At 67.3% G+C, this 23,889-nt stretch carries 22 protein-coding genes; 9 read left to right on the top strand and 13 right to left on the bottom strand.

From position 1 onward, the window contains the following. Positions 1-71: 71 nt before the first annotated feature. Positions 72-260 (top strand): hypothetical protein, encoded by a 189-nt coding sequence (locus tag C4N9_RS12125; protein ID WP_109533582.1) that lies wholly within the window; start codon positions 72-74, stop codon positions 258-260. Here the strand turns inward: C4N9_RS12125 and C4N9_RS12120 are convergent. The 8 genes from C4N9_RS12120 to C4N9_RS12085 all read right to left on the bottom strand — a co-directional run bounded on the left by C4N9_RS12120 (position 245) and on the right by C4N9_RS12085 (position 10,661). After that, positions 245-748 carry a type III secretion system chaperone family protein gene (locus tag C4N9_RS12120; RefSeq protein WP_109533581.1) on the bottom strand — a complete coding sequence of 168 codons (504 nt, stop codon included), beginning with the start codon at positions 746-748 and terminating at the stop codon, positions 245-247. The genes C4N9_RS12125 and C4N9_RS12120 overlap by 16 nt on opposite strands. A gap of 197 nt (positions 749-945) precedes the next feature. Continuing rightward, a complete protein-coding gene (locus tag C4N9_RS12115) occupies positions 946-1,839 on the bottom strand; it encodes a hypothetical protein (RefSeq protein WP_109533580.1) in 894 nt (297 codons plus the stop codon). A gap of 16 nt (positions 1,840-1,855) precedes the next feature. Beyond that, positions 1,856-3,355, bottom strand: a complete 1,500-nt coding sequence (locus C4N9_RS12110; RefSeq protein ID WP_245902526.1) for a hypothetical protein — start codon at positions 3,353-3,355, stop codon at positions 1,856-1,858. Next, the gene (locus C4N9_RS12105; protein ID WP_109533579.1) at positions 3,340-4,431 is read right to left on the bottom strand and encodes a family 8 glycosyl hydrolase; all 1,092 of its coding nucleotides are present in this window, start codon (positions 4,429-4,431) and stop codon (positions 3,340-3,342) included. The genes C4N9_RS12110 and C4N9_RS12105 overlap by 16 nt, the downstream gene beginning before the upstream one ends. Next, a complete protein-coding gene (locus tag C4N9_RS12100) occupies positions 4,428-6,665 on the bottom strand; it encodes a cellulose biosynthesis cyclic di-GMP-binding regulatory protein BcsB (protein ID WP_109533578.1) in 2,238 nt (745 codons plus the stop codon). The genes C4N9_RS12105 and C4N9_RS12100 overlap by 4 nt, the downstream gene beginning before the upstream one ends. Then, the gene (bcsA, locus tag C4N9_RS12095) at positions 6,665-9,082 is read right to left on the bottom strand and encodes a UDP-forming cellulose synthase catalytic subunit (RefSeq protein ID WP_109533577.1); all 2,418 of its coding nucleotides are present in this window, start codon (positions 9,080-9,082) and stop codon (positions 6,665-6,667) included. The genes C4N9_RS12100 and bcsA overlap by 1 nt, the downstream gene beginning before the upstream one ends. Positions 9,083-9,138: 56 nt before the next feature. Further along, positions 9,139-9,876, bottom strand: coding sequence for a hypothetical protein (locus C4N9_RS12090; RefSeq protein ID WP_146195160.1), 738 nt, complete (start codon positions 9,874-9,876; stop codon positions 9,139-9,141). 326 nt (positions 9,877-10,202) lie between these two features. Beyond that, entirely contained in the window at positions 10,203-10,661 is a 459-nt protein-coding gene (locus C4N9_RS12085) for a nucleoside deaminase (protein WP_245902525.1), read from the bottom strand. Between the two features lie 142 nt (positions 10,662-10,803). Here C4N9_RS12085 and C4N9_RS12080 point away from each other — a divergent pair, with 142 nt between their 5' ends. The 7 genes from C4N9_RS12080 to dtd all read left to right on the top strand — a co-directional run bounded on the left by C4N9_RS12080 (position 10,804) and on the right by dtd (position 18,042). Further along, complete coding sequence (locus C4N9_RS12080) at positions 10,804-11,889, top strand: pseudouridine synthase (RefSeq protein WP_109533575.1); 1,086 nt, start codon at positions 10,804-10,806, stop codon at positions 11,887-11,889. 339 nt (positions 11,890-12,228) lie between these two features. Further along, positions 12,229-13,026 (top strand): 5-bromo-4-chloroindolyl phosphate hydrolysis family protein, encoded by a 798-nt coding sequence (locus C4N9_RS12075; protein WP_342748800.1) that lies wholly within the window; start codon positions 12,229-12,231, stop codon positions 13,024-13,026. 40 nt (positions 13,027-13,066) lie between these two features. Then, positions 13,067-14,233: a toxic anion resistance protein gene (locus C4N9_RS12070; RefSeq protein ID WP_109533573.1), complete on the top strand. Its 1,167-nt coding sequence runs from the start codon at positions 13,067-13,069 to the stop codon at positions 14,231-14,233. Beyond that, the gene (locus C4N9_RS12065) at positions 14,220-15,239 is read left to right on the top strand and encodes a DUF2927 domain-containing protein (protein ID WP_146195159.1); all 1,020 of its coding nucleotides are present in this window, start codon (positions 14,220-14,222) and stop codon (positions 15,237-15,239) included. Before C4N9_RS12070 ends, C4N9_RS12065 begins: the two co-directional genes overlap by 14 nt. 35 nt (positions 15,240-15,274) lie before the next feature. Beyond that, entirely contained in the window at positions 15,275-16,408 is a 1,134-nt protein-coding gene (locus tag C4N9_RS12060) for an SPFH domain-containing protein (protein ID WP_109533571.1), read from the top strand. 6 nt (positions 16,409-16,414) lie between these two features. Then, positions 16,415-17,605, top strand: coding sequence for a TFIIB-type zinc ribbon-containing protein (locus C4N9_RS12055; protein WP_245902524.1), 1,191 nt, complete (start codon positions 16,415-16,417; stop codon positions 17,603-17,605). Then, the gene (gene dtd, locus C4N9_RS12050; RefSeq protein WP_109533570.1) at positions 17,605-18,042 is read left to right on the top strand and encodes a D-aminoacyl-tRNA deacylase; all 438 of its coding nucleotides are present in this window, start codon (positions 17,605-17,607) and stop codon (positions 18,040-18,042) included. Before C4N9_RS12055 ends, dtd begins: the two co-directional genes overlap by 1 nt. A gap of 979 nt (positions 18,043-19,021) precedes the next feature. Here the strand turns inward: dtd and C4N9_RS12045 are convergent. The 4 genes from C4N9_RS12045 to C4N9_RS12030 form a co-directional block, all read right to left on the bottom strand. Continuing rightward, a complete protein-coding gene (locus C4N9_RS12045; RefSeq protein ID WP_109533569.1) occupies positions 19,022-20,071 on the bottom strand; it encodes a GGDEF domain-containing protein in 1,050 nt (349 codons plus the stop codon). Continuing rightward, on the bottom strand, positions 20,071-20,697 hold the full coding sequence (locus tag C4N9_RS12040) for a heme NO-binding domain-containing protein (RefSeq protein ID WP_109533568.1): 627 nt from the start codon (positions 20,695-20,697) through the stop codon (positions 20,071-20,073). Before C4N9_RS12040 ends, C4N9_RS12045 begins: the two co-directional genes overlap by 1 nt. A 96-nt stretch (positions 20,698-20,793) precedes the next feature. Then, complete coding sequence (locus C4N9_RS12035) at positions 20,794-21,486, bottom strand: HAD family hydrolase (RefSeq protein WP_109533567.1); 693 nt, start codon at positions 21,484-21,486, stop codon at positions 20,794-20,796. Further along, on the bottom strand, positions 21,483-21,767 hold the full coding sequence (locus C4N9_RS12030) for a DUF3572 domain-containing protein (protein WP_109533566.1): 285 nt from the start codon (positions 21,765-21,767) through the stop codon (positions 21,483-21,485). Before C4N9_RS12030 ends, C4N9_RS12035 begins: the two co-directional genes overlap by 4 nt. A gap of 165 nt (positions 21,768-21,932) precedes the next feature. Here C4N9_RS12030 and C4N9_RS12025 point away from each other — a divergent pair, with 165 nt between their 5' ends. After that, positions 21,933-23,321, top strand: coding sequence for a diguanylate cyclase domain-containing protein (locus tag C4N9_RS12025; RefSeq protein WP_109533565.1), 1,389 nt, complete (start codon positions 21,933-21,935; stop codon positions 23,319-23,321). Positions 23,322-23,360: 39 nt separating this feature from the next. On the opposite strand, the gene C4N9_RS12020 is transcribed toward C4N9_RS12025, so the two are convergent. Next, a complete protein-coding gene (locus C4N9_RS12020; protein ID WP_109533564.1) occupies positions 23,361-23,882 on the bottom strand; it encodes a periplasmic heavy metal sensor in 522 nt (173 codons plus the stop codon). Between the last annotated feature and the right edge of the window lie 7 nt (positions 23,883-23,889).

The following is a 23,889-nucleotide window of genomic DNA, read 5'->3' as shown; positions in this document are numbered from 1 at the left end:
CCAGCGCTCGATTCGTCAATTTATGTGCGGCACGGCGTGAGGCAATCTGACAGCATAGACAGGAGAGCAAGATGTTCGGAAAAACCCGTATCAGCCCGCAACGCCCCTGGTTGTGCGACCCGCTCAGCCATCCCGATATCGCGCGGATGACCGAGCGCGAACGCGCGGACCTGCCCTGGGACGCCGCGCGGATCTGCCCCGCGCCGGTCGAGCGACCGGCAGGCAGCGCGCCTGCGCTTCCCTGTCAGGCGCGTCCGTAAGCCTTGGTGATCGCCAGTTTCAGCGCGTCTTCGGGCGCGCGGTCGGCCCAGGCGACAAGCTGGAAGGCCGGGTAGAACCGCTCGCAGGCATTGACGGCGCATTGGATCATCTGGTCGATCTGCTCGCTCGAGGCAATCTGCCCGCCGGTCAGCATCAGTCCATAGCGCCAGACCATCAGGTTCTGTTCGTCCCAATGGGTGAAACCGCCCGACCAGACCAGATCGTTGGCGCGGTTGATGACCTCGTAGAAAGCGGGCATCCGGGCCTCGGGCGGGTCCATCTCGAACGTGCAGATCAACCGCAGCGTTTCTTCGCCGGGTTGCCAGGCGAGCGTCAGGGAATAGCTGCGCCACTGCCCCTCGACCGCCATGGCGATCTGGTCGTCGCCGACGCGGTCGAAGTCCCACGCGCGATGCTCGGCCAAGGTCTCGACGATGTCGATCGGGTGGATCTCATCGACAAGACGTTCGTGCTCGGACAGAGTCATGTCCTGCTCTTTCCTGTTATAGCCCCAACAGGCGCCCTGGCCCCTAGGATTGTGAGACCGGGCAAGGTGCGGCGGTCTGTTGCCACCGTCATTACAAGATATGGTGGTGAAATTTCGGAGTCGTGTAAAGGATCTTTGCCCGGCATGGCACGGGGAAATGCCGGGTTTTTCCGAAATAGATGTGGATAAGTGATCACTTAGGCGGGAGTGATCGCCTCGATCCCGCTCAGAGCGGCCAGATCGGCCCATTCCGTGCCATAGCCCGCATCGAGCGCGCGCAGCCGCTCGCGGATCCAGGGCGGCAGATCCGACTCCCGGTCGCGCGGAGCAACCGTGCCGAAGCGTCGCGCGAAGGCGGCACAGAGAAGCCGCAACTGCCCCGCGCTTCTCGGCGCATGGTCCGGGCGGGCGATGTAGCGCTCAAGCCTGAGCCGCGCCTCGGCGCTCAGATCGGCGGCGGCGAGGTCCAGAAGCCCGGCGGGCGGCAGCGCGGCGTCAGGTCCCACCAGATCGCCCAGTACCTGCGGCCAGACCTGCGGCAGATCCTCGTGGCGCCAGACGCGCAGCCGTGCCTGCGGCATGTGATGGCGGATCGTCATCGCCAGCCTGGCCCAGGGCAGCGTATCATCCGACAAGACCGGCACGCAGGCCTCCTGCGCCTGCGGATCGTCGGGCAACAACGCCGGCAGCACCTGCGAGGGCGCGGCGACGGCCATGAGCAGGGTGATCCGGGCGGTCGGAAAGAGCGAACGCAGGGCAAAGAGCCGGCGCGCCACGTCGCGGACATAGAAGCCGTCGGCGGCCAGCACATCGCGCACCGAACCCAGCAAGCCCGGCGCGCTGACGATCACCTGCCCGGTTCCGTCGCCCGCCCCTTTACCGGCGCCAAGGCGGTCCAGAAGCGCCGCCTCGCGCGCAACGGGGTCCTCGTCGCGGCCCCGGTCCAGCGCGTCGGACAGGCATTCCAGAAAAAACCGGGGCGGCGGGGCCAGGATGCCCGCCGCCCTCAGCGTGGTTTCATTGCGCGCGATCCATTGCGCGATCCGGCCCTCGTCGGTGCCATGGGCACCGATATGCAGGACCAGCTTCATGCGGTCGTCGGCGCCGTCACAGACCGCTCATGATACCGCGCACCGAGGAAATCGCCGAGCGGGTTTCATCGGTCGACAGTTCGTTGTTGAGCCGGGTGAATTCCTCGAGCGCCCGCTGCGGCTGGTCGTTGTTCAGATAGGAATAGCCCCGCAGCATCGCCAGATCGCGGCGCAGGCTGCCCGACAGCGTTTCCAGCGCGTTGAAATACGAGATGGCCTGCCCGTAATCGTTCTGCAGATAGGCGCGCACACCCCGCTGGTCCAGGATCGTCGTCTCGACCTCGACGCGCTGCGATTGCGTCAGGTTGGTCGAGGCGGCCAGCCGCGCGGCCTCTTCCGTCATGTTGAGATTGAGATAGGCTAGCATCATGCCGAAGCGCGAATCGCGCGGCACGTCGCTGCCCAGCGCGCCGCCGCGTTGCGCCACGGCGGTGAAGCCCGCCAGCGCCTCGCCCGTGCGGTCGAGGTTATAGGCGCACCACGCGCGTTCGTAGAGCACGTCGAGCGAGCGCGGCGAGGCGGATTCGGCAAGGCAGGCGCCCCAGTTGCCCTGTTCCTTCAGCGACCGCACGCGCGAGGCGCGGCCATCGCCGCGCAGCGGCAGGCTGGCGACCGGGATGCCGGCATTGGCCACCGGCGCGCTGGCCGAGGGCGCGGGCGCAGAGGGGGCCGGTGCGGTGGGCGCGGGGGCCGAGGCCGAGGTGCTCGCCGTGGTCGACGAACGCCGCGCGGCGCTGCCGCCACGCCCCGCGCGCAGCCGTTCCTCAAGCTGATCGAGCGCCGCGGCGTTCGAGGGTGCGGTCTGCCGGGCCACGGCGAAAAGCTGCTGCATCTCGTCCCAGCTTGCGACGTCGTTGGCCTTTTCCAGCGTCGAGACCGCATCCGCCGAGCGCGAGCACGAGCCCAGAACGCCGCGATAGGTCGTCACCGCGTTGCCGTTCTGGTCGGCATTGGCGTAGAGCTCGGCCAGACGCCACGCATTGTTGATCCGGTCGCAGCGCATCAGCGCGGGCACCCGGCGCACGGCGGCGATGGCGGCATTGAGGTCGCGCGCGCCATAGGCGGCGTCGAAAGCCTGCTGCTGTTCGCCCGTCTCCATCACGCGGATCATCTCGGCGTCCGGGGTCCAGGACGGGACACGCGCGCGCGCCGCGTCAATCAGCGCGCGGGCACCCGCGTAATCCTGCCGTTCCAGCCGCGCCCAGATCGGCTGGGTATCGACCGAGGCGGTCGTGCTCTGCCCCACCGCGCGCAGATCGGCCACGTCGGACGGCGGCGTCCATTGCGGAAACTGCGCGCGCAGGCGGCGCATCTCGGCCTGCACCGCGCGCTGGTCGTTATGGTCGAGATAATAGATCAGCGCGCGCAGATCCTCGGCCCCGGGCGCGTTTTGCGCCATGGCCGGCCCGGCGCAGGACAGGCTCAGCGCAAGGGCGGTCGCGGCACCGGCGGCCAGCGGACGCAGACGCGGCCACAGGCCGGGACGAAAGGCGGAAGGGATCAGATCGGCACGCATTCGGGGCTCACCTGGTTTGCGGCGATCATCGCGAACAATTGCAATGTCGCCGGGTAATAGGGTTGAGAGGGATCGAACGGAGGCATATCCGACCCCACGACGCCGGTCGCCCCGGCGCAGGACACAAGGGCTGCCAGCGCGCGGTATCCCGGATCGTTCGAGGCTTCAAGCACGCTGCCCGACACCGGGTCGACGCGCGTGGGCACCGGGACACCGGGCTGCACGGTGCGGTCGTAGACGCGCATCATCTGCGTCACCGCCGGGTGACGGTTCAGCCCCGACCAGACAAGGTACAGGGGCACGCGCATCGCCTCGTATCCGGCATCGGCCGAGAAGCCTTCGGCCGGGGCGATGCCGCTTTCGGTCATCTGCACCCAGTCGGGCACCGGCCCCGAGGCCGCAAGCCCGCTCAGCAGGGTCTCGGCATGTTGCGCGGTCTGCGCCAGCTCGACCACGCCGGTGGCGGCGGCCACTTCGCGCATGGCGAGGGGCATGATGTAGCTGGGATTGAACACCAGCCGGTCCTCATGCACGAAACCCTGCGCGGCGGGCAGAAAGACGGTGCCCCCCGCATTGCCCAGCGCGGGTGCGATGCAGGTCGCGGCCAGCGCCTGCGCGGTCAGCTGCGCCCGCGCCAGATAGCGGCGGTCGTCGAACCGCGCGGCCGCCCGCACCAGGCCCCAAGCATAGAACAGGTCCCCGTCCGAGGCGTTGTTCAGATCCGGCACCGGCACGGATTCGTCGGGCAGATAGCGCCAGGCCAGAAGCCCGTCGCCGCGCAGCGCCAGATTCGATTCGGTCCACTGGACGATGCGGTTGAACGCTTCCTGATCGCCGAACTCGGTCGCCAGGAGGGCGCCGTAGCCCTGCCCCTCGGAATGGCTGGACTGCCGTTGAAGCGTGTCGACGATCCGGCCATCCGGTTGAAGATAAGCGGTTTTCCAGGCCTCCCAGACCGGTGCTGCCGTCACGGAAAGATCCCCCGTCGTCAGGAAGCCCTGCGCCCCGGCCGCCCCGCCCGAGGCCGCAAGGACCGGCAGCGCGCCCAGAAGCGTCATGAAATCGCGTCGGTTCATTCTTTGTGTTCCCGTGTTGCGATGACCAGTCTAAGCGCGAAAAGTGCCGAGACGAGGGCAAGGAAGAACAGCCCGGCCACGTAGCGGATCGGCATCGCCGAAACGATATTGCCGGTGACATGGCGGATATTGGTCAGCGACAGGCTTTCCAGCAGCACGGGCTGACGGTCGGGGGCGATCCAGCTTTGCCAGTTGCCGTCGCGGTCAAGAACCGAAACCTGACCGCGCGGGCCCTCGGCATTGGTGCGCGCCGCAACGATGCCCGAGGCGATCGCGCTGACATCGCTGCCGGGCGCGCGCACCATCCACAGCTGGTTGGGCCGCGCCGGGTCCAGCTGGATCAGGATCGCCTGCGCGTCCTGTTCGGCCAGCCAGGTCTGCAGATGCAGCCCCGAGCGCGGTTGCAGCCATTCCAGCGTGCGCCAGAAGCCCTGTTGCAGCCATTCCCAGCCCCGCGACAGCAAGGCGGTGTTCTGCTCGGTCTGGTCGCGGAAGCGCAGAAGCGCGTGTTCGGGCGCGGTTTGCGGTGCGAAATCGGTGATCGTGGTGTCGGGCATCAGCGCCGCGTCGATGGCCTGCCGGTTCAGCTGGTAGTGGCCCATCGGCACCGTGCCCAGATCGTCGAGCGCCAAGAGGTGCAACTGGGTGTTGAGCGCCGCCGCCTCGGGGCGCGCCCCGGCGGTCAGGGCAGCGCGCAGCGTCACCACGTCATCGGCATCGAAGGCGCGCTGCGACATGTCGTTCGTGACCACGCTGGCGGGCGTCAGCCCGGCAAAGGCGATCTGCATGTCGGGCAGGTACATCGACGGGCTGAACGGAACGGTCAGGGTCGAATCCTCGCCCAGACCCAGGATCGGCGTGTCGTTGAAGGCGCAGGGCAGATCCGGCGGATTGCCGGGGATCAGCACCTCGAAGCTGAGCGTGTTGATGCCCGCGCGCAGGAAACGCGCCTCGAAACGCACCGGGAATTGCTCGATCAGCTCGCCGCCGCCGCGCCACAGGGGCAACAGGCGCACGTTGGTGTCGTTGATGTGCAGCAGCAGTTCCGAGCCTACGGGCAGGTTCGGAACAAAGATGTAATCGAGCGCGATCTCGGCCTTTTCGTTGGTCAGCACGACGTAATCGTCGGGCAGCCGGAAGCGCGTGTCGATGCGGGTATAATGGTCGTAGATCTCGGTCGTCTCGAACCCGAAATCCGAAAACGGCACAGGCCGCTCGGTGCCGATCAGTGTGGGCTGCGCGTGCTCGGCCAGGCGCGGCAGGGCGGTGTCGAATTCCGGCAGCGCGCGCGGCGGCTCGCCGGGGACGAACTCGACCACCATGACCTGCGCGCCGTCGCCGGCCACGCGGAAGCTCACACGGTTGGCGGCCGACGGCAGGAAGGTGATGCGCGCGGCCGAGCGGGCGTTGCTTTGCACGCTCCAGTACTCGGTGAAGCGGAACGGGATCGGATCGCCGCCCAAGGCACCGCTGATGCGCTGGGTGATGTCCGAGACCCACGCCTCGCGCTGTGCACCCAGTCCGGCGGCGCCGCGAATCTCAATCCCGGCGCCGGTGGCCGCGGCGGCGGCGAGGCCCATCATGAAGCCTTCCTGCCCCGAGATCCCCTCGGCCGAGGCCAGAACGGCCCCCGAATTGGCCAGGTCGATATCCGACCACAGCGCGAACGAGGCTTCAGGGCCGCAATAGATCCGGTGATACTGGACCAGCTCGATCCGGACATCGTTCTGCCCGCTGCGCAATTGCGCGCCGTCGAGCGGGAAATCCAGCGTGCCGAAACCGGTGAAGTTCTCAAGCCGCCCCTCCCCCACCATCGCGCCGTTCACATAGACGCGGTAATGCGAGCGCTCGGGCAGGACGTTGATCGACGACATGGTAGAAACCCGCATCGCGCGGACCTCTTCGGGGCGCGGAATGAACAGCGCGAAATCCAGCGTGCGCCGCTCGCCGTCGAAGCGGATCGCGCTGCCCGCCGGGCGACCGCGCGCGGCGACCGGACGCAGGGGGCTGACGATCGAGGGATCGACGGCCAGATCCTCGACGAAATTCCCGCGATGGCGCTCGGCCTCGACCCGGTCCGAGTTCAGCCGGTCGATCTCGGCTTCCGAGATCACCGGGCTGCCATCCTGATCGGGCGGCAGGGGAATGAAGCCGTTATCCTGCGCGTGAAGCGGCGGCGTCGCCAGCACGAAGGCCAGCCCGGCCGCACCCATGAGGCTGTGAAAGCGCGCCATCAGTAACCCTCTCCGTGCCGGTTGGGGCCGCCCGCAAGCTGCGGATCCTGCCCTGCCGCGTTCTGCGCCAGCGCCGCCTGCAAAAGCGAGATCGGCCTGTCGGCGGCGGGCGGATCGAAGGTCTCGCCGAACGCCATCGCCTGAATGGGTTTGCGCGTCACCGCGACATCCGCATCCTCGCGCGCCTTGGCACGGGCCAGCCGCGCGGGCTCGGCGGCGAGCGCCCGCATCGTCGCGTAGATGCCTGCCAGGGACAGCGTCAGGACATAGTACATCCCGCGCAGCAGCCCCATCTTCTTGTGACGGCTGGCGCGGATCGCCTCCCACGAGGCCGAGTCGCCGAAGATCATGTGCGCGATCGACTCGCGCACGCGCATCGGCTGGCTGGGATCGAACTTGACCCCCAGCGCGACGCTGTCGCCCTCGCGCGTGACCGACATCACCTGCACGCGGATCGCGTTCTCCAGATGCGGCGATTTGGGGAATTCGGGGGTGAAATAGAACGTGTCCGTGACGCGCGGAATCTCGGGTGCGACGCCGTCGGCATTGGGCTTGTTGCGCACGATCATGCGGCAGCCCGAGGTCGAGGCATCGACCACGGTCGCGCCCAGGAAGACCGGGTTCTCGGTGCCGAAAGCCACGATGGCGGGCACGTTCACCGGCACGCGCGGCACCGAGCGGCGTTGCTGGCGCTCGGCAATGGCGCGCAGGGCGGCGCCGACCAGCAGGAAGTTGTAGACCGCCCAGCCGCCCACGACCATGATGATGTTCTGATCGCCCGGGAACAGCACCCAGCGCACCCCCGCCGCCACCACGCCCAGGAAGGTCAGCGCGAAGATGAACAGCATGGGCTTGTAGATCGGCGAGACGAAATCCTCGATCAGGACCTCGTCCTTGGCCGTCACGTTGAACTTCGCGCCGCGCGGGTTCCAGAAGGTCTTGAAGATCGCCGCCGCCAGATAGGGCGCCTGCGCGGTCTCGTAGATCTCGGAGATCAGCGGCCAGCGCACGCGCCCGTAGAGCGCGTTCTGGATCATGAAGTTCACCGCCATGTAGCTGGTCATGTAGACCGCCACTTCCTCGATCGTGGCGACGAAGATCTGCAGCCCGAAGAACAGGTACATCAGCGGTGCGATGATGAAGGTCATGCGCACCAGCGGGAACAGCCAGAACGTCATCGAGTTCAGGTAGCACAGCTTTTGCGTGATGCTGAGCCCGCGGAATTTCAGCGGGTTCTTCAGGATCAGAAGCTGCATCATCCCGGTCGCCCAGCGCCCGCGCTGTTCGATGAAGGAGACGAAGGTTTCCGGCTGCAGCCCCGCGATCATCGCGTGGTCCACATAGATGGATTTCCAGCCACGCGCATGGATGCCCAACGCGGTTTCGGCGTCTTCGGTGATCGTGTCGCCGGCGAAACCGCCGGCCTCGTCCAAGGCCTTGCGGCGCAACAGCGCCGCCGAACCGCAGAAGAAGGCCCCGCCCCAACGGTCGAGCCCCCGGTGCGAGAGATGGTAGAACATCTCGTTCTCGGGCGGGCAGTCTCGGGCGAAGCCGACATTCCGGTCGATCGGGTCGGGGTTGAGGAAGAAGTGCGGCGTCTGCACGAGGAACAGTTTCGGATCCTCGACGAAATAGCCCACGGTGCGGGCCAGGAAATCGCGCGCCGGGACGTGGTCGGCATCGAACACGACGACGATATCGCCGTCGAGTTTCTCCAGCGCCGCCGACATGTTGCCGGCCTTGGCGTGGACGTTCTTCTCGCGGGTCGAGTACATCACGCCCAGCTCGTTGCAGAGCGCGATCAGGTCGCGGCGGCGCTTGCGGGCCTTCTCGGCCAATTCGGGATCGTCGCTGTTGCAGCGCTGGTCGGTGCCGCCGTCATCGCACAGCACCACCGTGCGCTTATGCGCGGGATAATGCATGTTCTTCGCCGCCGAGAGCGTCACCGCCAGCATCTCGGTCGGTTCGTTGTAGGACGGCACGAGGATGTCGACGGTGGGCAGGTCCGCCGCGGCCACGCGCGGCGGCAACGAGCGCTTGACCGGGTCGGCGGTCATGAAGGCCGACAGGAAGAACACGCCGATGGCGTAGGTTTCGACCAGAAACAGCACCAGCGCGGGGATGAAGGACAGGACGTCGCTGACCGGCGGCAGGGTTTCGGTCACGCGCCACGCCCAGTAGCGCAGGACCAGCGTCGAGGCGATCGACATCATGGTGAATCGCGCGACCATGTTGTCCGAGGCGACGGGCTTGAGCATCGCCACCGTGACAAAGGCCGCGATTCCCAGCGTCGCCTGGACCTGGATCGATGTCGGAACGCTGACCAGCCCCGCAACCAACGCCAGAAGACCGAACCAGAACAAAAGGTTGGCTCGGTCTTTCAGCGTCAGTTTTCGTGTTCCGATAATTCTACTCATAACGACATCCCTGCTGCACCGCTTACTCGTTAACCACGAAAAATGTCCTTAATAGGTCAGCTCCGCGGCGCAGCATGGGGCGAAAGTGTGTAAATCGTGCCCTGGGCTCCGCCGACCGCAAGGGCGCGGTCGCTCATCGGCGAAAGCGCCTCGTCGACGCTGCCGTTGACGCAATTGCGCATCACCACGTCGAGCGCCTGCGTACCGCTGGGAAGCGGGCGCGCGCCCACGCCGATCCGGCGCAGGACCAGCACGCAGACCGTGCTGGGTCCGGCGCTTTCGGTGGCGTAGACATAAGATCCCAGCGAGTCGCTGCCCGAGCGCAGGCTGGATTCCGTCAGCCGCTCGAAGGGGGTGGGCAGGCCGCCGAAACGCGTCGCGATCTCGTCGAAATCTAGCCGCGTCAGTTCCGCGCTGCGCTGGGTCTGCGCGCGCACCAGAAGGACGTTGTCGCCCCGCACGGCGGTGTTGTTGGGCAGAACGATCCGCTGCTCGACCGCGACGCCGAGATTGCGCTCCAGCACGACCAGGGCCTGCGGCGCGTTGACCATCGCGCGGGACGGATCGACCACGGCGAATTGCACCGTGCTTTCCAGCGTCTCCATCTCGGGGTTCCGGTCCGAGTTGAAAAAGCGGTAGATCCCGCCCGCAGCGGCGTCGCCCGATTGCTGCGCGCAGCCTGCCAGAACGGCCAGAGCGGCCAGCGCTCCGACCAAGGGAGCGCGCAGGCGCTTCCGGCCAAGACGCTCGGTCGCATGACGAAACGGGGCTTTCGCCCGAGAATTCTGGATCATTGTGCCTGCTCTGCCATTGCCGGAACACGGACGACCACGCAACCGACCGGCCCGTCATGGGACCGCCCGTGCCAGCGGGGCGCACCCTGTGGGCGCGCGCACGGATCGCGTTTCTGCCTGTGCCTCGGTCTGTGCCTCGGTTTTTTCTTTTGCGTCAAAGAGTAATAAATTCGGCCAAATCGCGCAATGCACTTTATCCCCAGCCCTCGCCCGGGTGGGTTTCAGGCGGCTCGCTCAGCGGGCGAGTCCATAAATTGCGCCATCGGGGCGCTCAGGGGGCAGACCTTGTGCGCAAAACGGGCAGCTCGTGCCCGCCCCATCGCGCTCTATCCCCTAAGCGCGGCAAAAAAGTCACGCAACAGGCGCGACGCCTCCGCCTCGGCGATGCCGTCATAGACCTCGGGCGCGTGGTGGCACTGGGGATGCGCGAACACCCTTGGCGGTTGCGCCACGCCGCCCGATTTCGGGTCCGAGGCGCCGTAGTAAAGCCGCGCGATGCGCGCAAATCCGATGGCGGCGGCGCACATCGGACAGGGCTCGAGCGTCACCCACAGCGCGTGTCCCGGCAATCTTTCGCTGCCACGCGCGGCGCAGGCCATGCGTAGCGCCAGGATCTCGGCATGGGCGGTGGGGTCGCTCAACTCCCGCGTGCGGTTGCCCGCCTGCGCCACGATCCCGCCGTCGGGCGCCGTGATGACCGCGCCCACCGGCACCTCGCCACGCCGGGCGGCGGCGCGGGCCTCGTCCAGCGCGACCTGCATCGGAGAGAAAAAGCCGGGCTTCATGGTCGGGAATACCGAGCCTTCATTGACATGGCGCGCATGACGCGGTTGATGGGGTCTGGATGCCCGCAGATGCGCGGCAAAGCAAGAGGGCACGCCCTCGCCCCTCAGCCCCCCCGAAGACAGGCTCGCCCCGGAAGGCCCGATGACCAGACCGCCCCACAAACCCGCAGCCCCTGCCCGGCCCGGCGCCAAGGCCGCGGCCAAGCCTGCTGAATCCCGCACCGGTGACCGCATCGCCAAGGTGCTGGCGCGTTCGGGCGTGGCGTCGCGCCGCGCGGCCGAGGCGATCATCGCCGAGGGACGCGTCACGGTGAACGGCGAGCGCATCGACAGCCCGGCGCTGAACGTCACGCCGCGCGACAAGATCGCCGTGGACGGCAAGCCGCTCGGCGCCAAGGAACCCACCCGCGTCTGGCTTTATCACAAGCCCCTTGGCCTCGTGACCAGCGAGCGCGACGAAAAAGGCCGCGCCACGGTGTTCGACAGCCTGCCCGAGGACATGCCGCGCGTGATGTCGGTGGGGCGGCTTGACCTCAATTCCGAGGGGCTGTTGCTGCTGACCAATGACGGCGAACTGAAGCGGCGGCTCGAACTGCCCTCGACCGGCTGGCTGCGCAAGTACCGCGTGCGGGTGAACGGCACCCCGACCGAGGCCCTGCTCGCCCCGCTCAAACAGGGCATCACCATCGGCGGCGAGCGGTTCCAGCCGATGCTGGTGACGATCGACCGCCAGCAGGGTGCGAATGCATGGCTGACCGTAGGGATCCGCGAAGGCCGCAACCGCGAGATCCGGCGCGCGATGGAAAGCGTGGGGCTCAGCGTCAACCGACTGATCCGCGTCAGCTACGGGCCGTTCCAGCTGGGCAATCTGGAACAGGGCGCGGTGGAGGAACTGCGCCCGCGCGTCCTGCGCGACCAGCTGGGCCTGTCGGCGGACGAGGTCCCGGCGGGCCGCGCCGCGCCCCCTGCCCCGTCTTCGGCTTCGCCCTCAGGTTCGGGGAAACCCGCCGCCAGACCGCCCCGCAAAACCGCAGACGGCAAGCCCGAGCGTCGGTCCTGGGGGTCGAAATCGCATGGCGGCGCGCGCAGCGACGACGAGCTGGAAACCCGAAAGCCGCGATCGTGGGGCAGCAAATCCGCGCGCGGCAGCATGGAGACGAAGCCCACACCGCGCGTCAGCAAGGATAAGCCCAAGGGCGGTACACCCCGCCCCGGCCCCAAGCGCTAGGGCCGTTCCGTTCTTCCATTTCGCGCCTGTCGTGTCTTATAGTTTCGAAAATCGCCTCTTATATCGGGGTTGGACACATGCCCGCGCCCCTTGCCCAAGCCGGCAGCGCGGCAGGAACGAGACGGGGACAACGACGTGACAGCGACCGGCCTTCAGAAAACCGCCTATGCGCTGCTGGTGGCGCTGATTGTCTATTCCTGGTTCATAGGGGGCTGAGACATGGCACGACGCTTTGGCGGCCCCAACAGCCCTGGCGGTGATCCGCGCCCCGGCTCCGGGCGAGCGCCGTCGACCAGATCGCGCCCGGTCCGGCGCCGCGTGATCACGGCGGGCGCCCGGGTGAATTTGCTCTTCGTTCTGCCGTTCCTGTGGGCCTTCAGCGCGTTTTTCCGCGACCCCGCCGGGATGGCGCAGCATCTGGCCGTGTTCGCGCTGCTCATGCTGGCCGCGTGGCTGACCCGTGAAGGGGTGATCGCGCAGGACGCCTATGACGCGCGCAAGGTCGCGCGCCGTCCGGCCATCCCGCGCAAGATCTTCGGCTCGGTCGTGACCGGGCTGGGCCTTGCGGTGGCCGGACTGGGCAGCGGCTTTGGCCTGGTCACGCCGGTCATCCTGGGCGTTCTGGGCGCCGGGCTGCATCTGGTGTCGTTCGGCCCCGACCCGCTGGGCGACAAGGGGATGGAAGGCATCGACGAATTCCAGACCGACCGCGTCGCGCGCGCCGTCGAAGGCGCCGAAACCTATCTGCGCGCGATGTCGGATGCCATGCTGCGCGCCCGCGACCGCAAGTTGCAGGACCGGCTGAGCGACTTTCAGGGCCATGTCCGCGAGCTTCTGCGCGCGGTCGAGGACGATCCGCAGAACCTGACCTCGGCCCGGCGCTATCTGAGCGTCTATCTGCAGGGTGCGCGCGACGCGACGGTCAAGTTCGTCGATCTTTACGAACGAAACCGCGACGAGACCGCGCGCGCGGATTACGTGGCGCTCCTTGACGATCTGGAACAGAATTTCATGCTGCGTACCGAGACACTGCGCGATTCTGACCGCCAGGAACTCGATATCGAGATTGACGTCCTGCGCGAACGGCTCGAACGTGAAGGGGTCCGCCCGGCCATCCCCGCTTCCCCCGCACGCTGATATTTCAAACCGCCGCCATTTTTCGGGAAAGGATCCCACGATGTCTGAACAGGTTCGCCAGCAGGCCACGCAACTGACAAGCGCGATCGAAGAAGCCGCCCTCGTGCGCCTGCCCGACCCGGGCGGCGAACTGGCTCCGCTCGATCAGGCCGACGAACCCGTCGCCGCCGAGATCCGCACCCGGATGAACGAGATCGACATGGGGTCGACCAGCTCGATCATCGGCTTCGGTGCCCGCGCGCAACTGGAATTGCAGACGATCAGCCAGGCGATGCTGAACGATGTGCGCAACAAAGACGTGGGTCCGGCGGGCGACAGCCTGCGCCAGATCGTCACCACCATCCGCGGCTTCTCGGTGAGCGAGCTGGACACCCGTCGCGAACGGTCGTGGTGGGAGCGTCTGACCGGCAAGGCGGCGCCGCTGGCGAATTTCATGGCGCGCTACGAAACGGTGCAGGGTCAGATCGACAAGATCACCGAAACCCTTCTGGGCCACGAGACAGTGCTGTTGAAGGACATAAAGTCGCTGGACCTGCTCTATGAGAAGACGCTGGCCTTCTATCAGGAACTGGCGATCTACATCGCGGCTGGCGAAGAGAAGCTGAAGGAACTCGACGCGACCACGATCCCCGCCAAGGAGGCCGAGGTCGAGGCGGCGGCCGAGGACCAGAAGATCGTCGTCGCGCAGGAATTGCGCGACCTGCGCGCCGCGCGCGACGATCTGGAGCGCCGGGTGCACGATCTGAAACTGACGCGCCAGGTGACGATGCAGTCGCTGCCCTCGATCCGGTTGGTCCAGGAAAACGACAAGTCGCTGGTGACGAAGATCAACTCGACGCTGGTCAACACCGTGCCGCTCTGGGAAACGCAGCTGGCGCAGGCGCTGACGATCCAGCGCTCGCGCGAGGCGGCGGAATCGATCAAGGCGGCGAACGACCTGACCAACGAGCTGCTGACGAAGAACGCCGAGAACCTGCGCGAAACCAACCGCACCGTGCGCGAGCAGATGGAGCGCGGCGTATTCGATATCGAGGCGGTCAAGCAGGCCAATGACGCGCTGGTCGCGACGATCCAGGACAGCCTGCAGATCGCCGATGAAGGCAAGGCCCGGCGCGCCGCGGCCGAGCAGGAATTGCAGACGATGGAAGGCGAATTGCGCGATTCTCTGGCGGCGGCCAAGGCCCGCGAAAACGGTGCAGCAGCGTAGCCCCACCCGGACGGACCGGGCGAAGACCGGCGCGGCGCTCGCCGCGCCCACGCGGTTGCGGCTGCGACCCCGGCTGCGGCTTCCCGCGGCTCTCGTGCTGGGTGCCGCGCTGGTGTCGGGCTGCGCGCTGCTGCCGCCCGACACGCCGGTCGAGCCGCCGCGCGCCGCGCCCGAGCGGCCCGCCGAAGTGCTGCCCGACGACCCGCTCTCGGACGACCTGCGCGCCTATTATGCCGATATCGAGAACGAGCGACGCGCGGCGCGTCTGATGCGGACCGATGACGGCGCCGAAGACGTGGTGATGACCCCCGCCCGGCTGGCCGAGATCTATATCCAGGTCGCGCTGCACGAAGAGCAGAGCGGCGGCTTCAACCGCGCGGGCCGTCCCAGCGTGCTGCGCCGCTGGGTGGCACCCGTGCGCTACCGGATGGAATTCGGCGCCTCCAGCGGGCGGCAGGCCCGGGTCGACGATTTCCGCACCGTGCGCGAATTGGCGGCACGGCTGAGCACGGCGTCGGGTCATGCGATCTCGGTCGAGCCGCTGGGCCAGTCCGACGGCAATTTCCACGTTCTGGTCCTGTCCGAGACCGAGCGCCGGGACGCCGCCGCGCGCATCCGCGAGCTGGTGCCGGGCATCAGCGACGGCGCCGTTCGGCTGATCACCGACATGCCGCGCGAAACCTTCTGCCTGGTCATGGCCTTTTCGCGCGACGGCTCGGCCGAGTATTCCGAGGCGCTGGCGATCGTGCGATCGGAGCATCCCGACCTGACCCGCACCGCCTGCTACCACGAGGAACTGACGCAGGGGCTGGGACTGGCCTCGGATTCAAGCCGCGCGCGCCCGTCGATCTTCAATGACGACCAGGAATTCGCCCTCATCACGCCGGTCGACCTTTTGCTGCTGCGCATCCATTACGATCCCCGGTTGCAGCCCGGCATGACAGAACGTGAGGCCCGGCCGATCATCTTTACCATTGCGTCCGAACTGATCGCGGGTGCAAGTTGACCGCAGATTTGAAGAAGTTAGTGCAGGAGTGAACCATGGTCTTCAATTTCCTCAAGGGCCAGTTCATCGACGTCATTGAATGGCTCGACGACAGCCGCGACACGCTCGTTTACCGGTTCGAACGTTACGGCAACAACATCATGATGGGCGCCAAGCTGACCGTGCGCGAAGGCCAGGCGGCGGTGTTCATCCACGAAGGGCAGATGGCCGACATTTTCGGCCCCGGTCTTTACGAGCTTGAAACCAACAACATGCCGATCATGACCGCGCTTCAGCATTGGTCGCACGGCTTCAACTCGCCCTTCAAATCCGAGATCTATTTCGTCAATACCCGCCGCTTCCCGGGCTTGAAATGGGGCACGCAGAACCCGATCATGCTGCGCGACCCGGAATTCGGCGCGCTGAGGCTGCGGGCCTTCGGCAGCTACGCGATCCGCGTGACCGATCCCGGCAAGTTCATGACCGAGATCGTCGGCACCGACGGCGAGTTCACCGAGGACGAGATTTCCGGCCAGATCCGCAACATCGTCGTGCAGAAGGTCAGCCAGTCGCTGGCCGCCTCTGGCATCCCGGCGCTGGATATGGCGGCGAATACCGGCGATCTGTCGAAGATCGTGTCCGAAGCCATCGCGCCCACGCTGACCGAATACGGCCTGTCGATCCCCGAGCTCTATATCGAGAACATCTCGCTGCCGCCCAATGTCGAGAAAGTGCTCGACCAGCGCTCGTCGATGGGGATCGTGGGCGATCTGAACAAGTATACCCAGTTCTCGGCCGCGCAGGCGATGCAGAACGCGGCCGAGAGCGGCGGCGACAATGCGATGGGCGCCGGCATGGGCATGGGGATGGGCATGGGCATGGCGCAGGCCATGGCCAACGCGATGGGGGGCATGGGCGGCAATCAGCAGCAGCCCCAGCAACCCGCTGCCTCGGCCCCGCCACCGCCGCCCCCGCCCCCGGCGGCCCCGCAATTCCACGTCGCGAAGAACGGCCAGACCACCGGCCCGTTCAGCACGGCACAATTGCAGCAGATGATGGGACAAGGCCAGTTCGACCGCGACACGATGGTCTGGACGCAGGGCATGGCCGGCTGGGAGAAAGCCGGCGACGTGCAGGCGCTGTCGAGCGTCTTTGCCTCGATGCCGCCGCCGCCCCCGCCCGCGGGGTAAGCCGCCATGTGCCCCTCTGACGCCACGCCGCCCCCGCCCCCCGGGTCGCCGACCACGGCCCCCCCGTTCCCGCCGGTACCCCCGCAGGACGAAAGCCCCGAGTCTGCACTCAGCGAAGAGCACCGCTTTCCTTGCGAGAATTGCGGCGCGCAGCTGCGCTTCTCGCCCGGTCAGCGCAGCCTGACCTGCGAATATTGCGGCCATGAACAGGACATCCCGCATAGCGAGCAAGAGCGCGACGCGGCGCTTGAAACCTATGACCTGCGCGAGGCGCTCGCCCACCATCTGCCGCCCGAGGCGATCGAGGAGCACCGCCTGCTGAGCTGCAACAATTGCGGCGCGCAGGTAGATTTCGATCCCGCCCAGCATGCCGCGCAATGCCCGTTCTGCGGTTCGCCCGTGGTCACGGATACCGGCACGCATCGCCAGATCAAGCCCGGCGCCGTCCTGCCCTTCAAGCTGGATGAAAGACAGGCCCATGCGCAAATGCGCAAATGGCTCAAACGGCTGTGGTTCGCGCCCGGCGAGCTGAAGAAATACGCGCGCTCGGACGGGTCGCGGCTGGACGGTCTGTATGTGCCCTACTGGTCTTTCGACAGCGATACGAAGTCGCGCTATACCGGCGAGCGCGGCGATGCGTATTACGAAAACCGCACGGTGATGCGCGACGGCAAGAAGACGACCGAGCGCGTGCGGAAGATCCGCTGGAAACGCGTGAGCGGGCGAACCGCGCGCGATTTCCGCGACGTGCTGATCATGGCCTCGCAATCGCTGCCGCGCAATTACGTGCGCGCGCTCGAACCCTGGATGCTGGGCGAACTGGCGCCCTACACGCCCCAATTCCTGTCCGGCTTCCGCGCCGAGGGCTACACGGTCGAACTGCCCGATGGCCACACGCTGGGCCTCAAGCGGATGGACGACGTGATCCGTCAGGACGTGCGGCGCTCGATTGGCGGGGATGAACAGCGCATCCATTCGGTCGATACCGATCACAACAACGAGCGTTTCAAGCATGTGCTGTTGCCGATCTGGATGGCAGCTTATCAGTATCGCGGCAAATCCTATCGTTTCGTGGTGAACGGCCAGACCGGCAAGGTTCAGGGCGAGCGCCCGTGGTCGAAATGGAAGATCGCCTTCGCCATTCTGGCGGCGATCGTGGTGGTGGTCGGCGTCGCGCTGATCAACCAGAACCGCTGATGCGCGCGCTGGTGCAACGGGTGACCGGGGCCTCGGTCTCGGTCGAGGGGCGCGAGATCGGGGCGACCGGCCCGGGCCTGATGATCCTGATCTGCGCGATGCAGGGGGACGGTCCGGACAAGGCGCGCGCGCTGGCCGAGAAGATCGCCAAGCTGCGCATCTTCCGCGACGAAAGCGGCAAGACCAACCGCTCGCTGTTGGATGTGGGCGGCGGCGCGCTGGTCGTGTCGCAATTCACGCTGGCCGCCGATACCTCGCGCGGGAACCGGCCGGGCTTTTCGGCCGCAGCCCCACCCGACGAGGGGCGCGCGCTTTACGAGCTGTTCGCCGATCACCTGGCGGCGCAGGGCGTGACCGTCGGACGCGGCGAGTTCGGTGCGGAAATGGCAGTGTCGCTGGTCAATGACGGGCCGATGACGATCTGGATCGAGACCTGAGCCCTGAAGCCGGCGGGCCGATCCCCGGGATCAGGGCGTCTGCGTGCCGGGCATGACCCGGCGCGGCATCATGCGGCCCGTGCCTGGGGGGCGCTTGAACCCGGGCGCTGCGTGACATGGGCATTGTCGCGCGGCTTTGGCGTATCGTGACCGGCAGCCGGATCCTGGGCATTTTGTCGTCCGTTCTACCCCGCTTCACGCAATCCCGGCTGGCGTCCCGGGATTGATGCGACCGGACCTTAGAGAGGCGCCTCCTTGGCCGGTTTTCCGCGCATCAACTCCATGGCGCGGATCGTGACGGGGACACGTCCGCCGCGCACAGGTTGCAATAGGCCTTCGGTCCCGGCCCTTGCAGCGGCTGTTTCCTGCGCTGAGAACCCTGACAAGGCGCCCAGCCTCCGTGCGGCAGACCACTGACCCGGACCCCGAAACGAGCCGGGTTTCGGCCGTGCCGCGGCGGTTGCGAGATACCGCGCGTTGCGAGCGGTGCCGTTGCGCCGCGCCGGCCCTGCGTCGACCGGTGAGCCCCACCGTTCCAAACGCATAGCGGTTGCGACCTCAGCGCCTTTCCCGTGACCCGCCGACGTCGCCCCGCCCCGGCTTTGTGCGAGTCGCGCCCTCGTTGCCTGTTCTTGGTACCTCCCCCTTTGCAGCCCCCTGTTGCCTGCCAGTCCGACCCCGGAGGATGTCGGACCCTCCCCTGCCGTGTCGGTACCGTCTGCCCCCTCTTCGCTGCCCGCGCGTTGGGCGGCTCAGGCGGTATTTCGCCCTATCCTGCGCCCCCCGGTGCGCCGCGTTCGGCAGCGCGCAAAAGCCGTCACGACAGTCCGCAGGGCCTTAGCCGGTCGCCCCGAAGATGGGACGAGTGTTCCGCCGGCTTGGCGCCGGACGGCCCTTCCCCCGGACCCTTCTGCGCGGATTGCGCCGCGAGATCGGGGTACCCGAATAACGTCGCCAGAGCGGAGCAAGGCGCACGGCGTCACCGGGACTGCCGACGCTCGGTAGCACGTTGTTGCGGTCCCGCGACAAGTTCGCGCGTTTCGCTATCGGAGACCCACAAGGTCAGCCGCGAGCGTCCGGAATGCTTCGAGGCGTAGAGCGCGACATCCGCGCGGGCAAGCGCCGTGTCGCCGCGGATCGGCCGGCCCGCGGGCACGATCGCCGCACCGATCGACATCGCGACCGGACAATTGCGGCCTGCGAAAGTGATCGGCCGGGCCATTTTGCCGAAGATGTCCCGGCCCAGCCGCACGAGCGACGCGGCGCTTGTCGCCCCGGCGATCAGCAGGACGAATTCGTCCCCGCCGACCCGCGACACGCTGTCCCCGGCGCGCACCGCGTTGCGCAGGATCGCGGCGGTGGCGCGCAGCACATGATCGCCCGCGGCGTGGCCCATCGTATCGTTGACCTGTTTGAAGAAATCGAGATCGGCATGCAGAAGGGTGAACCCCGTCCCCGCCGCCAGCAGCCGCGCAAGTGCGTCCTCCATCGCGCGGCGGTTGCCCAGCCCGGTCAGCGGGTCGGTGTAGGCCTGGATCTCGGCCCGGGCCTTGGCCGTTTTCAGCCGGTCGGCCATGCGCCGCAGCTCGCCCATGACGGCGGTTTTCGCTTCGAAGAGATAGAGGAGTTCGATGGCCAGATCGGTGCCCGCGAAATCAGCGGCCGAAAGGCCGTGGTCGCGCACCGCCTCGCGCAGCCCGACGCCAAAGGACAGGTTGATCAGCACTCCGCCATTACCCGCGACCGGAACGGGCACCCCCTTGAACGTGGTATGGGGCGAGGCGCGCAGGGTCAGCAACAGGCTGGGCCGGCGCAGAAGCGCGGCGCGCGTCACCTCGCGCGGGCTGTGGCGCAGGAAGAAGACCTCGTCGATGCGTTTGCCCATCGCGGCGGGGCCCAGAAGCTTGGCCAGTGTCGGCCCGGCCTCGGCCAGGCGGCAGGACGCATCGAGCGACAGGAAAACCGGCATCAGCCGGCCCAAAGCGTCCGGCGTGAGCGTGAACCCGGAGGGCCGCAGGTCCCCGTCCATCACAGAAGTTCCGTTGCCAGATCGAATTGGCGGGCTGCCTGATGCGCCGGATCGTGGACCCGGATCGTGATGATCTCGAAACAGGTCCGGTCCCCCGTCGGGCAGGTGCAGCCCTGCGTGTCGCAATGGTCGAGAACAGCCAGCACGCCGTAATCATCGGCCATGGCACGCAGGACGCCCAGCATGACATGCCCCAGCCCTGGCCAACCCGGCCCGCAGGTCAGGGCGAAACTGTCTTCGGCGGTGCAGGAAATCGACAGGACCGGCATGTCGAGATCGGGCACCGCAAGAGCGCTGCGGCCCTGCAATTCATCGAGCGAATAGAGGAAATCGGTGAAGGTCACGCCGCCGAAGCGCAAGAGCCGGCGCAGGTTTTCCATCCGTTCGCTTGAGACAAGATAGGTCCCGAGGTCCTCGAGCAGCGATTCCTGTGGTCGGCGCAGGGTTTCGCCGGCGGCGGCCAGGATTTCCTGCGTCCAGCGGTCGTCATAAATATTCATCGCCTCGAACCCGTCGGGATCGAGGCGGTGGCGCAGCCCCGCGCGGGCGAGAACGTCATCCCAGGTTGCGCGCCCGAACGAATCGCAGAGAAAGGTCTGCAAGGCCTTGTTGATCAATCCGTGCATTGCCGCCGCCCGTGGAGCCGTTGCCCCGAGCGTGATGGCAAACTTCTAACAAATCGCAAACGCAGCCGGCTAGCGCCCGCGCCACCGGGGTTTCTCTCAGTCGAGCGACAAAAGCGTGGGCAGATGGCCGATATCCGGGCGCACCGCGTCGGCCAGATCATCAAGATCGGCCTCGGTCGCAACGCCCGTCAGCACCGCCAGCGTCCGCATCCCCGCCGCGCGCCCGGCCTGCAGGTCATGGCGCGAATCGCCGACCATCAGGATCTCGTCCGGCCTGAGGCCGCATTTCTCGGCAAAGGCCAGCAACATGCCCGGCGCGGGTTTTCCGCCATGGCCGGAATCGAACCCCGCGATTACGTCGAAGAGATCCGCCTCGGCGGCGAGATGGCGGCGGGCCACGGCCTCGTAATCATTGGTCGCGACCCCCAGCCGCAACCCCGCCGCCCGCAACCGCGTCAGAAGCGGGCGCAGCGGCACGGCGGGGGCAAGCGGCGCCCGAGCCGCTTCGCCGGCGACCAGCTCGGACAACGCCGCGCGGCTCATCCGGGCATAGGGGGCGAGAAGGCCGACCACCTCGTCGCCGGTCCCTGCGATCACGGGCGAATCCGCGTGGAAACGCCCGGTCTGCAAATCGAAGCGCAGCGCCTCGGCCATGGAGCGCGCGCGCCCGGTCTCGGCCCCGGCGATCCGGCGCAGAAGCTCGCGCGCCCAGTTGCCCCAGGTCGCCTGAAAGTCGAACAGCGTGCCGTCCTTGTCGAAGAGGATCCCGCGCAGGCCCTGAAAGCTCATGTCCAGTGCACCTGCTCGCCGCCCGGCAGGGCCGCGCGCGCCTGTCCGGGGGTTTCGGGCGGAACCCCCAGATCGGCGCAGGCGTCGAGCAGCTGGCGCTCGTCGCTCATCAGGAATTCGATCACCGCAAGCAGGAAGGCGGGGTCGTTCAACCGCTCGCGCAGATGCGCCGGCGATTCGCCCGACCAGGCCAGAAAAGCGGAAATCCGCGCATGATCTTCGGCCAGCCAGCCCAGAATGCGGGCGGCGAAGGCTTCCGCGGCCTCTTGCGATGACAACATTCTCCGGCGTCTCCCCGATTTTGAAAGGTTTCGTTAACCATTCAATGCGCAGTCTGAGTAGCGTTCGCAAGAGATCGGGTTCAACTGAAAACCCGTCAGACATCCCGTCGCCCGCGAATGCCCAAAAGAGCCATAAGAAGCCCGGTTAAATGAGCGGTAAACACGATGAACGAAAGCATTCTCATTGTTGATGATCTGGCGACGAACAGGATCATCCTCAAGGTCAAGCTGAACGCGGCCTGTTACCAGACGCTCCAGGCCTCGACCGGCGCCGAGGCGCTGCGCCTTGCACGTGAGAAGCAGCCGAAGCTGATCCTGCTGGACATGGTCCTGCCGGACGTTCCGGGGATCGAGATCTGCCGCCGAGTGCGGGCCGATCCGGCGACGCGCCATATCCCGATCGTGATGATTACTGCCGCGTCCGATCGGGTCAGCCGCCTTGCCGCGCTGGAGGCAGGCGCGGACGAGTATCTGACGAAGCCCTTGAACGACGTCGTGCTGCTGGCGCGGATCCGCTCGATCCTGCGCGCGCGCCAGAACGAAACGGAGATGCAGCTGCGGCTGGAAACCTGGGGCGAATTCGACCTGTCCGAAGGGGAGACGCCGTTCACCCGGCCCGGCAGGGTCAGCCTGATCGCCGCCGATACAGCCACAGCCGGGCGCTGGCGGGACGCGCTGGCGCCGCATGTGAGCGCGCGGATGGACATCCTGTCCCCCAGCGAGGCGCTTTCGCCCGCGCTCGACGGCCTGGCCCCCGATCTGTACCTGATCGCCGAGACGCTTGGTTCGTTCGGTTCGGGGCAGAGGCTGATCGCAGATCTGCGCGCGCGCCCTGCCAGCCGCCACGCGGCCATTGCCTTCGTGTTGCAGCGCGCCGATCCCGACGCGGCGGCGATGGCGCTGGATTTCGGCGCGACCGATCTGTTGAGCGACCCGTTCGATCCGCAGGAAACCGCGCTCAGGATCGCGATGCATGTGAGCCGCAAGCAGCGCGCGGACAAGCTGCGCCGCGCGGTCAGCGACGGGCTGAGGCTGGCGGTGACCGATGCGCTGACGGGGCTCTATAACCGCCGCTATGCGCTGTCCTATCTCGACCGGCTGGCCAACCGGGCGCGCCTGAACGGCACACGGTTCGCGGTGATGGTGCTCGATCTCGACCGCTTCAAGACGGTGAACGACACCTTGGGCCACGCGGCGGGCGACCGGGTGCTGGAAACGCTCGCCCAGCGCCTGCGCGAGAACCTGCGCCCCAGCGACCTGATCGCGCGGATCGGCGGCGAGGAATTCCTGGTCGTCCTGCCCGACGTGACGATCGACAGTGCCTCGCGCACGGCTGAGCGGCTATGCCGCGCGGTGGGCGCTGCCCCGGTGGTGCTGGGCGACGCGCACGAACCGGTGGAAGTGACGATCTCGGTTGGGCTGGCCATGGGTCCGGCCTTGTCCGTCCATGACGACGGCGAAATCGGACGCGAGACGCTGGCGAGGGCGGATGCCGCGCTGTTGGCCGCCAAGACCGACGGGCGCAACCAGGTGACGATCGGCAGCGCGGCTTAGGGCTGGCTTGGCGGGGCACCCGCCGCCCCTCGCCCGGGTTCAGTCGTCGTGGCCCCGGCGTTCGCCGTCTTCTTCGTCCCAGTCCTCGGCCAGGCGGTCGGCCATCGCGCGCCGCTGCGCCGGGCTCATCGCCGCAAGCTGACGCGTGAAGGCTTCGTTCGCGGCTCCGAGGCGCTGTTCGATCATCGCCCGATCGCCCTCGAGCAGCGCGACGAAGGCGTCCGCATCGAAGGGCTCGCTGCGCAGGGCGGTCAGCAGGCGGTCATTGACCTCGCGGGCCCGCGCGCGGCGTTCCTCGCGGCTCAGCCGCTCGCCGCCGCCCCGTTCCCGCACGAAAGCCCGCATCTCGCGGCGCATCTCGTCGGGCATCGCGCGCCACATCGCGCGCATGTCCACCTGCCCCGGCGGCGGCGAAAAGGGTTTGTGGCGGATCGCGCCGCCCACCAGAACGCCGATCACCAGAACGTTGACCATCACCGACGCGATCAGCGCCAGACGCAGGCGGCGCAGCCGACGATCGGGTCGCGGCGGGCGGGGCGTGGGGTTTTGCGGGTCACTCATCGCGGTC

The sequence above is a fragment of the Pararhodobacter marinus genome, from assembly GCF_003122215.1.
Taxonomy (GTDB): domain Bacteria; phylum Pseudomonadota; class Alphaproteobacteria; order Rhodobacterales; family Rhodobacteraceae; genus Pararhodobacter; species Pararhodobacter marinus.
Note: the sequence above shows the minus strand (reverse complement) of the source record. Positions and strands in the feature narration are given on the sequence as shown.

Coding starts and splice junctions, on each gene's coding strand:
- C4N9_RS12125 (WP_109533582.1), top strand. CDS start 72: ATGTTCGGAAAAACCCGTATCAGCCCGCAACGCCCCTGGTTGTGCGAC.
- C4N9_RS12120 (WP_109533581.1), bottom strand. CDS start 748: ATGACTCTGTCCGAGCACGAACGTCTTGTCGATGAGATCCACCCGATC.
- C4N9_RS12115 (WP_109533580.1), bottom strand. CDS start 1,839: ATGAAGCTGGTCCTGCATATCGGTGCCCATGGCACCGACGAGGGCCGG.
- C4N9_RS12110 (WP_245902526.1), bottom strand. CDS start 3,355: ATGCGTGCCGATCTGATCCCTTCCGCCTTTCGTCCCGGCCTGTGGCCG.
- C4N9_RS12105 (WP_109533579.1), bottom strand. CDS start 4,431: ATGAACCGACGCGATTTCATGACGCTTCTGGGCGCGCTGCCGGTCCTT.
- C4N9_RS12100 (WP_109533578.1), bottom strand. CDS start 6,665: ATGGCGCGCTTTCACAGCCTCATGGGTGCGGCCGGGCTGGCCTTCGTG.
- bcsA (WP_109533577.1), bottom strand. CDS start 9,082: ATGAGTAGAATTATCGGAACACGAAAACTGACGCTGAAAGACCGAGCC.
- C4N9_RS12090 (WP_146195160.1), bottom strand. CDS start 9,876: ATGATCCAGAATTCTCGGGCGAAAGCCCCGTTTCGTCATGCGACCGAG.
- C4N9_RS12085 (WP_245902525.1), bottom strand. CDS start 10,661: ATGAAGCCCGGCTTTTTCTCTCCGATGCAGGTCGCGCTGGACGAGGCC.
- C4N9_RS12080 (WP_109533575.1), top strand. CDS start 10,804: ATGACCAGACCGCCCCACAAACCCGCAGCCCCTGCCCGGCCCGGCGCC.
- C4N9_RS12070 (WP_109533573.1), top strand. CDS start 13,067: ATGTCTGAACAGGTTCGCCAGCAGGCCACGCAACTGACAAGCGCGATC.
- C4N9_RS12060 (WP_109533571.1), top strand. CDS start 15,275: ATGGTCTTCAATTTCCTCAAGGGCCAGTTCATCGACGTCATTGAATGG.
- C4N9_RS12055 (WP_245902524.1), top strand. CDS start 16,415: ATGTGCCCCTCTGACGCCACGCCGCCCCCGCCCCCCGGGTCGCCGACC.
- dtd (WP_109533570.1), top strand. CDS start 17,605: ATGCGCGCGCTGGTGCAACGGGTGACCGGGGCCTCGGTCTCGGTCGAG.
- C4N9_RS12045 (WP_109533569.1), bottom strand. CDS start 20,071: ATGGACGGGGACCTGCGGCCCTCCGGGTTCACGCTCACGCCGGACGCT.
- C4N9_RS12040 (WP_109533568.1), bottom strand. CDS start 20,697: ATGCACGGATTGATCAACAAGGCCTTGCAGACCTTTCTCTGCGATTCG.
- C4N9_RS12035 (WP_109533567.1), bottom strand. CDS start 21,486: ATGAGCTTTCAGGGCCTGCGCGGGATCCTCTTCGACAAGGACGGCACG.
- C4N9_RS12030 (WP_109533566.1), bottom strand. CDS start 21,767: ATGTTGTCATCGCAAGAGGCCGCGGAAGCCTTCGCCGCCCGCATTCTG.
- C4N9_RS12025 (WP_109533565.1), top strand. CDS start 21,933: ATGAACGAAAGCATTCTCATTGTTGATGATCTGGCGACGAACAGGATC.
- C4N9_RS12020 (WP_109533564.1), bottom strand. CDS start 23,882: ATGAGTGACCCGCAAAACCCCACGCCCCGCCCGCCGCGACCCGATCGT.